Genomic DNA, 10,692 nt, shown 5'->3' with positions numbered 1-10,692 from the left:
AAGCCCGAGCCGCAACGACAAGCCGCTTAACTCCCGCTGGCCTCAATCCCTTGACACGTTCCGCGACGGCCTCGGCGCGTAGGACGCGCACGAGTGCTGAGGCGGTGGCGTTGGACAGGTGATGCCCGTCCGCGCGAAGTTGCCGGGCGAGTTCCTTGCGGGACAGCGGTGTCCCGTGGGCGGCGAGCGTGTGGGCGGCGGTCCGGGCGGCCGGGACCAGCGCGGTGATCTCCGGACCCCGGTCCCGGACCGGCGGGCCGCTGTCGCGGCGGTCCCGGACCGCCGGGTCCTGGTCCGCGGTAGCCGGAACCGCGGTGGTGCAGTCCCGGACCGTGGCAGTGGGCGTGGGGACCGGCAGCGGCGGTCCGGGGACCGGCTCGCGGGTGTCCGGGACCGCGGCGTCCACGATCAGCGGCGGTCCTGGCTCGCCCGGTGTGGGTCGGGCGGTCTGCTCGGGTGGGGCGGGGTCGGCACGGCCGAGGGTGATCTTCACCATCGTCAGGAAGCCGAGCGCCGGCAACGCGGCGGCGACCCAGCCGATCACCGACGCTTCCGCCTCCACGACCTGGGCCGACAAGGACAGGAACACCGCCACTGTCAGCACGATCGCCGGGAACGCGACGCTCTTTCCTAGGCGCCGGTCGCGGCGCAGTTCCAGACCGACGGCGATCGAGGCCAGTTCCAGGACCACCGCGCCGGCCCACGCGAGCCAGCCCGGCTGGCCGTGCGCCGCCGCAACGTCATGGACGTGACGGAAAGTGGCTGCGCCGGCCGCGCCGCCGATCAACAGCATGATCAGCACCTGGATCCGGTTCTCCAGCCGCTCCCGCCCCGACCGCACCTCGTTGGGCAGGTCAGGCGTCCGCTGCTCAAGTGGTGCCAATGGCCCACCACCTGTCGATACGTCGTCCGGGTAGAGCCTCGAATGGCGTCACCCTGGGCCGGCGAACCGAGAAGGCAGCCGCCAGCCTATTTGTATTGATGAAGGTCGAGGTCATGTTCGTGCTCCAGCTTCGTTTGTAGGGATTCAAGGGCGACGGGGATGCCGTCCAGGTCCCGCCTACCCACACAGGGCCAGTTCGCGGGCGGGCGCGACCCCTGCCGGGGGTTGCCCGGGCAAGGCGCACCCCTTGTGCGTGCAGAGGTCGGCCAATACCTCACTGTGATCGAGCCAACGAACAATCCAGGCCCCGCGCAGGGGCAAGCAGCCGGGCAGCAGGTGCCGCCACAACCCGTACCGCAGGCTGAGGTCAACGAGCGGACACGGGGCGGCCAAGCCGAGCCACAAGCGGTCGCAACTCTCGCCACCGGCAGCGCTCGACAAGCGCCACAGTGGTGCAGCTCAACTTGCCGACGAGTGATCCTTCATGTGGGACCTCCCATCTCTCGACGCCCCCCAACGCCAGCGCGAGCAACAGCCGGCACCCCGTCCTGAGAGTGCCTGCGGCCTCTTTCTGGCCGACCGCGCCAGCCGGCGATGCGAGAACGTATATCGAGTACGCCCCGGGAACACCCGCCGAGTCAACCCCGATTTCCGTGCAGCTCAGTCACCGAACCTTGGCGCCAGTCCGGTGGAGTGCTATCCGCCAGGGCATTCGCCGCCAGACTGGCGATAGGTGCCCGGTCCTTTCGCCAGAGCACGTCATCGCGCTGCATCCAAACCCGGCGGCCTGAAACAAGCGCTGAACGCTCTCGCCATGTTCTACGGCGAGCGCATCACCGGAAACTGAGAAGGCGACCACCGCCTCACACACAAAGATCCGGACAGTCCCAGGCCGTGTTTCAAAAGTGTCGTAGGTGGCGGGCATGCTGTGGGGTTGTGGGGAGGTTTACGGCGTTCCGGTTCACGGTTGACCCGTCACCGTCGCAGGTGGTGGTGTTGGCGCGTCATGCGGGGGCGTCTCGGTTCGCGTTCAACCAGTGCCTGGCTCTGGTGAAGGAAGCCCTGGATGCGAAACGTCGGGACGGGTCGGTGGTGGTGCCGTGGTCGGGTTTTGACCTGATCAACGCGTTCAACTCGTGGAAGACCTCGGCGCAGGCGGGTCGCCGGTTCGTGGTCGACCGGTCCCGCTCGACGGAGATGGTCGCGACGGGGTTGTCGTGGCGGACGCAGGTGTGTCAGCAGGTGTGTGAGGAAGCCGCCGTCGACCTGGGTCGTGGCCTGAGCGCCTGGACGGACTCCCGGGGAGGGAAACGGCCGGGCCGCCGGGTGGGGTTCCCGACATTCAAACGCAAGAGCCGCTCCCGTGCGTCGTTCCGGATCCGCTGCACAACGAAGGCGGGTCGGGCGAGCATCCGGGTGGGGGATCCGACGGCGGGACCTCGCAGTGTCTGTCTGCCGAAGATCGGGATCCTGAGGGTACGGGAGGACACCCGCCGGCTGCGGCGGATGATCCGCACCGGCCGAGCCGGCATCCGGTATGCCACCGTCTCCTGCCGGGCCGGCCGATGGACCGTCACCGTGACGGTGGAGGCGGCGGACCTGCACCCCGCCCACCGGCACCCGCCTCGGCCCGACGCCGACGGCGGTGGTTGGGTAGGCGTCGACCGCGGCCTCGCCGCCCTCGTCGTGGCCGCCGACACCACCGGCCGACAGGTACTGCGCGTCGATGATCCGCCACGCCCGCTGCGGACCGCCCTGCCGAGGCTACGGCGTCTGTCCCGCCAGGTCAGTCGTCGACAGCCAGGCTCCCGCAATCGGGCTGAGGCTGCCGCCCGGCTGGGCCGGGCCCACCTGCGTGTGGCGAATGTGCGTCGCCACTTTCTGCACACGGTCGCCAACCGGCTGGTCAAGACCCACGACCGGCTGGCTCTGGAAGACCTGCACACCGCCGGTCTGCTGCGTAACCGGCGTCTGGCCGCCGCCATCTCCGATGCGGGTTGGGCTGACCTGGCCCGCATCATCGGGTACAAACAACGCTGGCGCGGCGGGCAAGCCACCCCGGCACCACGGTGGTATCCGTCCACCAGGATGTGCAGTGCCTGCCGCACCACCGGCCCCGCCCTACCCCTCTCAGTGCGCATCTTCGGCTGCGACGAGTGCGGGCATACGGCCGACCGGGACGTCAACGCGGCGGTCAACCTCGCCGTCTGGGCCGAGCAACACGATGTCCAGACCCGGGACCCCGAAGCACGAGGCCCGGTCACCAACGCCCCCCGAGAGGCCGGCTCTGGCCAGCGCCCACGCGCCGGCGAAACCAGCCTCGACGACGGAGGAACCCCACCGCCACGAACACCCGTGACGGCAGGGACGCCCGAGAAGGGCGGTGTCTCATGACCCAAACGACTATTGAGACACGCTGTAGGGTCTCGTCTGGCCGTCGGTACGGCGGCTGGCGGACACGGGGAGGTGTCAATGCGGCGTCGTCAACTGCTGGCGTCCGGGATGTTCACGGCGATCGGGCTCAGCACCGCGGACCTACTGACAGCAGCACCGGCCGCCGCCGAGACGGCCCCGCTGAAAAGCGTCGGCGTTCAGCTGCCGGTAAACGACCTGCGGGCGATCGAACTCGACGAGGCGCGCGGCCGCTTCTATATCGCTCAGGGGGTCGGCGGCGGGCTGCCGCTGGTGGTGACCGACCTGGACGGCCGGCTGCTGAACCGGATCACGGCCGTCGCCGACCTCTCTGACCTCGTCCTCAGCGACGACGGGCGCATCCTGTACGCGGCCCAGGGCTTCAACCGGATCATCGCGTTGGACGCCGCCACCCTCACCATGGTCGCCAGCTACCCCGCACCCCCCGGCGCCCACTTGTACACCGTCGAACCGACCGGGGAGAAGGTCGTCGGCGGGTTCATCGACGCCGGCATCGGCTCCGGCGGTCTGCTGATCTGGTCCGCGCCCGGCACCCCGCCGGTGGTCTACACCGGGGGCCCCAACTACCACCCGATCATCGACGCCAGCCCCGGCGCGCCCGGCCTTCTCGTCGCCGGCGACACCGGGTATTCGCCCGTCACCACGTACGTCATCGACGTCTCCGGTGACAGCCCGACGATCGTCGCCCGGCGGGACAACACCGGCAGCAACCTGATCGACTACGCCGTGAGCCCGGACGGCACCGAGGTGGTGGAGACGGTCGGCCACCCGTACGAGCATCACTCGTACCGGCTGCCGGATCTCGCCGACGCCACCGTCTATCCCAGCGGGGTCTACCCGCAGGACGGCGCCTGGTCCGGGGACGGCTCGACCGTCGCCATCGGGCGCGCCTCGACGGCCTCCGGTGACGCCGATGTCTTCCTCTATGCCAAGGGCAGCACGGCCCCGACGTACGCCGTCGATTTCCGCAGCGGCGACAGCCTCTGGGAGGGCACGCTGCTGGTCAACCGGGACGGCACCCGGGCCTGGGCGGTCAGCTCGACGGATCCCTACCAGGAAACGCAGCTGCTGCACTCGTTCGGACCGGCGCACCCGCCGAAGCCCCCGGTCACCGACCTGGCTGTCACCGCCCAGGTCGGGACCGGCAAGGAGAAGGGCACCGCGCAGCTCACCGTGACCTGGAGCTCGCCGATCGGCGACGACAGCTACTGGTGGATCACCGCGTCGACCAACGGCGGGGCCGAACGGGAGTTCTGGCGCGGCAAGATGGACGTTAGCGGCAGGTACACCCTCACCTACTCGCTGCCACGCGGCGCCACCACCTTCACGGTCCGGTACCGCGACTACTACCAGTTCTACCCGGACGGCTACGCGACCGCGGTGCTGCAGCGGTGAGCGCACCGATCCGGCGCCGCTCTCCGCTCGTGCGCCGCAGCGCACTGGCGCTGCTGCTGCTCGCCACCGGCCTTGCGGGCTGCGCCCGACCCGGTACCACCGGAGCCGGCGCCGTCTGGGCCACCCAGGCGCCGACCGCCGCAGGGACGACGAGCGCCGCCGCGGCGACGACGAGTGCGACGGTGACACCAAAGTCGCGCAACCTGTCCGCGACCGCCTCCCCGACGCCGAAGCCCCGCCCGTCGGGGGCAGCGCGGGCCGGCTCGGCCGCCGCCCCGCCGCCGGCCCCGGCCGCCAGGCCCACTCCGGCCCCGGAGTTCCCCCGCGGCTACACGCTGCTGTCGCAGACCTGCACCCTCCAGGTCGGCCAGCAGGTGTACGTCTCGCGCGGCGGCAAGACGAAGGGGAATTTCCGCTTCTGCACCCAACGGCTGCGTAAGAACGACACGGGCGGCTACTACCTCAACCCGTACGTCTTCGTGGAGCCCTTCTTCCTCGACGGCGGCCGATGGTTCCCGGACTCGCGCGAGCCGCTGAGCCTGACCATCACCTGTCGGGTCATCCATTCCGGCGAGCAGGACTACTCCCTCACCGCCACCTCACCGAGCGGGAACGGGCCCGGGCACACCGCGTCCTGCGGCCGGCTGGTGCCGCACGCGGTCACTCCGACGACGGGCAGCGACGCCTACACGATCCGATTCAGCGGATACACCTCGGGCGGACACTACGGCGTGCTCGCCTTCGACACCGAGGTGCACTTCCCGGGCGCCGGCAAGCCGACGCCGGAGCAGCAGGTGACCGTAGCCCGCTGACGCGGACGTACCGCCATCCCGACGTGCGAGGCGCTTCGGCAGCGGCGACGCAACCGGCCCCGTTGCTCGCGCCGGCACGCGTAACCGGATCTGGCAGGCGTCGAAGCCTCGCTGATCCACGGCCTCACCCGCCGTAGAGCCGATCGATGCGATTGCGGGTCCGCGTCCGAGTGTCGACCGCCCACCGGCTGCTCGCGATGCTGGGATCAACCGAGGGCCAGGTCTGGGCTGCCGGGCCGGTGCGGTTGTCCGCCGCGGCGGCCGAACGGGCGTAGGGTCGGTGCCGTGGTAGGGGCGGGACGTCGATACCGGTACGTCGGCCCGGCGGACGTGTGGGCGTCGGTCGCCGACGCTCCCGAGGGCTGGCCCATCCGGTCACTGGTCGATCTCGGCACCTACCTGACGGCCGCGGATCCGCGCGACCGTGACGAGCCGTTCACGTACGTCATCGACCCTTCCGGTACGTTGCGGCTCGCGCCGAGACGCAGCGAGCATGTCGCCTGTGCCGGCCGTGGGGAGGTCCTCGGCGCCGGGGAGATCGCCTTCGCCGGCGAGCGGGACGGCTGGGTCGTGACCGAGGTGAGCAACCAGTCCACCGGGTACTGCCCCGATCCCACCTCATGGGTGGCGGTGGCGGGCGCCCTCGACCGGGCGGATATTGACCGTCCGGAAGGCTTTACCGAGGCGGTCGTCTTCCGGCGCTGCCTCGACTGCGGCGAGCGCAACCTCGTCCGCGACGACGACTACATCTGCGCGCTCTGTGGTGCTGAGCTGCCGGAGGATGTGGAACCTCGGCTGACGGCCCAGCCGTCGACCGACCAGCGTTCGCGCTGACGACCGAGCCGGCTGATCGTCACTTCAAGCAGGCATTGATGCCGCCACGGACGAGAGCGGAGCCGGGGGTGCGGCCGGATCGCTATCCCGCTGCCGCCGCGGCCTCAGGGGCCGTCCAGGTCTGCACCTCGACCAGGTTGCCCTCAGGGTCGCGCAGGTAGGCCGAACGCAGGCCCCACCCCGGCCGGTCGGCGGCGGCGGCCACCACCACCTCGGCCGGGAGAGCGGCGACTGTGGCGTCCACGTCCGGCACGGGGATCACCACCAGCACTCCACCGTCACCCCGGCCCACCGGCATAACCGCCTCCGCCGCGCGGCGGCCGAGGATGGCGAGGACGGTGTCGCCGCTCTGGTCGAAGCTGGCGTATTCGAAGTCCGGGACGACCTTCTCCGGCTCGCCGAGCAGATCGGTGTAGAAGCGCAGGGTGGCCGGAAAGTCGTTGGCGACGCGCGGGCGTGCACACTCACGCACCCGACCCTAGTCCTGCGAGCACCGGCGCAAACTGGCCATCCCGGTGGGCAGACCCGGGCTCGCTCCGGTGGATACCGCCATGTGCCGGGTCCGGCACAGCGGGTGGGCCGGCCGCGCGGATAGCTTCCCGGCATTCGGCCCGCGGCCTCGGCAGCGGGTACGCGGCCGCCCAGGAACAAGGAGGAGCCGTGACCCAGCTGCGTCGATCACCATCCAGATCGACCGCTGGCGTGCGGCGCTTCCACCTGATGCCTGGCCGGACGGGTTCCCGGAAACCGGATCGGTGTGGCGGCGGGACGTCTTCGCCGTCGCCCAGGCCTGGCGTGCCGGAGGGGCGAGCCCTCGGCAGCTGCTGCGCGGCGCTGATGTCGGGTTACGGCCCGATCGGCTGCGCCGGATCGCGTCCTACCCTGATGGTGGCGGGGTGCGGAGTAGCACCGGCTGACGCCGCGACGGTTTGGTGGTTGTGTCGGCGGGAAGGTTGCGGATTTGCCGCAACAAGGAGAGGAATTCCCATGACATCGACCAGGCTTCCCGGCGGCACGTTCCGTATGGGGGATCTGACGGTCACCCGGATGGGGTACGGCGCGATGCAGTTGGCCGGCCCGCACGTCTTCGGTCCACCGGCCGACCGTGACGCTGCCGTCGCCGTGCTGCGCGAGGCCGTCGATCTGGGCATCAACCACATCGACACGGCCGACTTCTACGGCCCGTACGTCACCAACGAGATCATCCGGGAGGCCCTGCATCCGTACCCCGACGATCTGCACATCGTCACCAAGGTCGGGGCGCTGCGCGACGCCGAGGGCAACTGGCCGCAGGCCCTGGCCCCGGAGCAGCTCCGCCAGGCCGTACACGACAACCTGGACCGCCTCGGCCTCGACGTGCTCGACGTGGTCAACCTGCGCGTCGGCGGCTTCGACCGGCCTACCCCCGGCACGATCGAAGAGCCGTTCACGGTTCTCGCGGAGCTGCAACAACAGGGGCTGATCAAGCACCTCGGGCTGAGCACCGTCAACGCCGATCAGGTCGCCGAGGCGCAGTCCATCGCGCCGGTGGTGTGCGTGCAGAACTTCTACAACATCGCCAACCGCGACGACGACCCCCTCGTCGACTCCCTCGTCGCGCAGGGTGTCGCCTACGTGCCCTATTTCCCGCTTGGCGGCTTCAGCCCGCTGCAGTCCGAGGAACTGCACGCCGTCGCCGCCCGCCTGGAGGCCACCCCGATGGCGGTCGCGCTGGCGTGGCTGCTGCATCGGTCCCCGAACATCCTGCTCATCCCCGGCACCTCCTCGGTCGCGCACCTGCGCGAGAACGTCGCTGCCGCCGCGCTGACCCTTCCCGACGACGCGCTGACCGAACTGAACATCATCGACTGACGGTGGATGCTCAGCGGGTCGCCCTCGCGACCAGCGGGATGCCCTCGCGGTAGGTCGGCACCGCCGGAGCCCAGCCCAGCTCGCGCTTGGCCTTGGCGTTGGAGACGCGCATCGAGGTGGTCATCATTGCGTGCGCGTACGGGATGGGCCGCAGCATCCAGCTCGGCACCCGCCACGGCCGGCGCGCCCCGAACGCGGCCGCCAGCGTGTCCAGGTAGTCGCCCCAGCGCACCGGCTCGTCGTCGACGATGTTGTACGCCTGCCCGGCCCGCCCCTTCTCCAGAGCGGCCACGGTCGCCGCGGCGGCGTCCTCCAGGTAGATGAAGTTGGCGAAGCCGCCCCCGGAGGGCACCGGCAACCGGCGCTTGCGCACCAGGTTGACGATCATGCTGGTCATGCGGTCCTGCCCGTAGAAGAACCCGTAGCGCAGCGCGACGCCCTCCATCTCGTCGGCCGAGAACACCTGCTCCTCGGTGGCACGAATCGCCGCCACCGCCTCGCCGAGCTTGCCGCCCACCGGCTCGGCGAACGGGTCGTCCTCGGTGAGCACGCGCGGGCCGTGGTCGCGGTAGCCGTAGCCGAGCACGATCGACTGGGTGAGGAAGCGGTGGGCGCCGACCGCCCGGGCCGCCGCGAGCAGGTTGGCCGTGCCGGTGGTACGCAGGGCGTTCGTGCCCTGAAGCGCCTCGCCCATCTTCGTGGTGCCCAGCGCCGTCAACTCATGGACGACCGCGTCGGCCCGCACGTCCCGTACGGCGGCGAGCAGACTCTCGCGGTCCAGCACGTCGGCCACCACGGCCTCGGCGCCGGCGTTGCGCAGCCGCTCGGCGTTGGACTGGCTGCGGCTGATGCCGATCACCTGGTGGCCGGCGGCGATGAGTTGGCGGGTGAGGGGCGTACCGATGGCGCCCGAGGCGCCGGCGAGCAGAACTCTCATGGCTTCGGTTCCTTCCTGCAGGTCTCACCCCTATGGACGGAGTACCGGTCGGGCGTGTGATGACCGTGCGGTGTGTCGTCTCGCACAGCCGTCGTCTTCCCTGGTGGCCCTGCCCATGAGATGCGTCGGCTCGGTGCGTCGCGAAAACGGGTTCGTGGCGTCCGGTGGCGGTGCATAGGATCGGGTCATGGGCCGGACCTTCGACATCATCTCCCCGCCGCGCTCCTGAGCGGGGCGCCTCTGCTGATCGTGTCCAGCCGGTGTCGGCTGGACGCGCGGTTCACCCAGCGCTGAGTCCGGTACGCCCCGCTTCCGCGACCCCCAATTCCTCTCGTCGCAGGAGCGATTTCCTCATGCTTGTCTCCGAACAACCGGTGGCTGCCGCCCGACGCTCCGCCACCGGCCTGTGGTCGCTTGTCCCCGCCGGCGTGCTGTGGGGCACCGGTGGCCCCACCGGCAGCCTCCTCGCCCACGAAACGGGGCTGTCACCGCTGGCGGTGGCGTCCTACCGGCTCGCCGTCGCCGGCATGCTCGTCATCAGCTGGCTCTGCTTGGCGCGAAAACCGCTGCCCCGCCGCCGGGAAGCCTGGGCTCGGATCGCCGTGAACGCACTGCTCGCCGCGGTTTTCCAGGCCTGCTTCTTCGCCGCGGTGTCACTGACCAACGTCAGCCTCGCCACCCTGCTCACCATCGGCGCCTCACCCGCCTTGGTCCTGTCCGCTGAACGGGTCGCCGGGCGGCGGGTCAACGCGTCGATGCTCGCCGCGGTGGCGCTGGCCGTGGCCGGTCTGGCCCTGCTCATTGGCACGCCTGCCGGCGGCATCACCACCACCGGGGCGCTCACCGGGGGCGGACTCGCGTTGCTGTCGGCCGCCGGCTTCGCCGCGATGACATTGATCGGCACCCGGCCCGTCACCGGTCTCGACGATCTCACCGCCACCGGCGTGAGCTTCGCCATCGGCGGGGCCGTGCTCGCCGCCGCGTCCACCTTGACGTCCGGCATGAACTTCGTCCCGACCCCGACGTCCGTGGGGTTGCTGCTCCTACTGGGCGCCGTCCCCACCGCGATGGCGTACGCCCTGTACTTCCGCGGCCTGCGCACCGCCCCGGCCAGTACGGCAGCGCTGATCGCGCTGCTGGAACCGCTCGTCGCCACCCTCCTGGCCACCCTGTTCCTCGGCGATCGCCTGAGCTCGGCCGGGCTCATCGGCGCTGGGCTGATCACCACCGCCATGGTGCTGAACACCCGCGGGCACCGGTGACAAAGAGGGGCCCGGGCAGGACCAACAGGACCTGCCCGGGCCCCGGGTGTCAGGACGCCGGCGCTTCCGCCAGAAGCAGCGATCCCCGGCGCTGCAGGGACCGTCGTGGCCGGGTTCGGTCCCGCTCAGGCACCTGCCGTGGCCTGCCCGAGGGTCGGCTCGTCGTCCCAGGCCAGTGAGCTCAATTTCCAGCCCGACGGGGTCATGACGAACTGGGTCGTCTTCACGCCCCGGCCCTCGAACCACTCGCCGTTGAGGTAGCCCGACTTGCGGTACTCGCTGAAC

9 protein-coding genes are annotated in these 10,692 nt (G+C 70.6%); 6 read left to right on the top strand and 3 right to left on the bottom strand.

All coding sequences use genetic code 11. The features are described from left to right. The coding region (locus tag ACFOYX_RS01285) for a DUF2637 domain-containing protein (RefSeq protein WP_377533759.1) at positions 1-883 on the bottom strand (883 nt) is incomplete at its 3' end. Between the two features lie 594 nt (positions 884-1,477). On the opposite strand from ACFOYX_RS01285, the gene ACFOYX_RS01280 reads away from it, so the two are divergent. The 4 genes from ACFOYX_RS01280 to ACFOYX_RS01265 all read left to right on the top strand — a co-directional run bounded on the left by ACFOYX_RS01280 (position 1,478) and on the right by ACFOYX_RS01265 (position 6,357). After that, the gene (locus ACFOYX_RS01280) at positions 1,478-3,277 is read left to right on the top strand and encodes an RNA-guided endonuclease InsQ/TnpB family protein (protein ID WP_377533758.1); all 1,800 of its coding nucleotides are present in this window, start codon (positions 1,478-1,480) and stop codon (positions 3,275-3,277) included. 78 nt (positions 3,278-3,355) lie between these two features. Further along, the gene (locus ACFOYX_RS01275) at positions 3,356-4,711 is read left to right on the top strand and encodes a hypothetical protein (RefSeq protein ID WP_322442941.1); all 1,356 of its coding nucleotides are present in this window, start codon (positions 3,356-3,358) and stop codon (positions 4,709-4,711) included. Continuing rightward, a complete protein-coding gene (locus ACFOYX_RS01270) occupies positions 4,708-5,523 on the top strand; it encodes a hypothetical protein (RefSeq protein ID WP_322442942.1) in 816 nt (271 codons plus the stop codon). Before ACFOYX_RS01275 ends, ACFOYX_RS01270 begins: the two co-directional genes overlap by 4 nt. A gap of 330 nt (positions 5,524-5,853) precedes the next feature. Next, positions 5,854-6,357, top strand: a complete 504-nt coding sequence (locus tag ACFOYX_RS01265) for a hypothetical protein (protein WP_322442943.1) — start codon at positions 5,854-5,856, stop codon at positions 6,355-6,357. 82 nt (positions 6,358-6,439) lie between these two features. Here the strand turns inward: ACFOYX_RS01265 and ACFOYX_RS01260 are convergent, their stop codons facing one another. After that, positions 6,440-6,829, bottom strand: coding sequence for a VOC family protein (locus ACFOYX_RS01260; protein ID WP_322442944.1), 390 nt, complete (start codon positions 6,827-6,829; stop codon positions 6,440-6,442). Between the two features lie 515 nt (positions 6,830-7,344). Here ACFOYX_RS01260 and ACFOYX_RS01255 point away from each other — a divergent pair. After that, positions 7,345-8,208, top strand: a complete 864-nt coding sequence (locus ACFOYX_RS01255) for an aldo/keto reductase family oxidoreductase (protein WP_322442945.1) — start codon at positions 7,345-7,347, stop codon at positions 8,206-8,208. Between the two features lie 10 nt (positions 8,209-8,218). On the opposite strand, the gene ACFOYX_RS01250 is transcribed toward ACFOYX_RS01255, so the two are convergent. Further along, positions 8,219-9,145 carry an NAD(P)-dependent oxidoreductase gene (locus tag ACFOYX_RS01250; RefSeq protein WP_322442946.1) on the bottom strand — a complete coding sequence of 309 codons (927 nt, stop codon included), beginning with the start codon at positions 9,143-9,145 and terminating at the stop codon, positions 8,219-8,221. A 353-nt stretch (positions 9,146-9,498) separates the two neighbouring features. Here ACFOYX_RS01250 and ACFOYX_RS01245 point away from each other — a divergent pair, with 353 nt between their 5' ends. Continuing rightward, positions 9,499-10,407 (top strand): EamA family transporter, encoded by a 909-nt coding sequence (locus tag ACFOYX_RS01245; protein ID WP_322442947.1) that lies wholly within the window; start codon positions 9,499-9,501, stop codon positions 10,405-10,407. Positions 10,408-10,692: the final 285 nt, after the last annotated feature.

The organism is Micromonospora sp. GCM10011541 (assembly GCF_042650725.1).
GTDB classification, from domain to species: domain Bacteria; phylum Actinomycetota; class Actinomycetes; order Mycobacteriales; family Micromonosporaceae; genus Micromonospora; species Micromonospora sicca.
The sequence above is the reverse complement of the archived record's forward strand: the minus strand, read 5'-3'. Positions and strand labels throughout refer to the sequence as shown.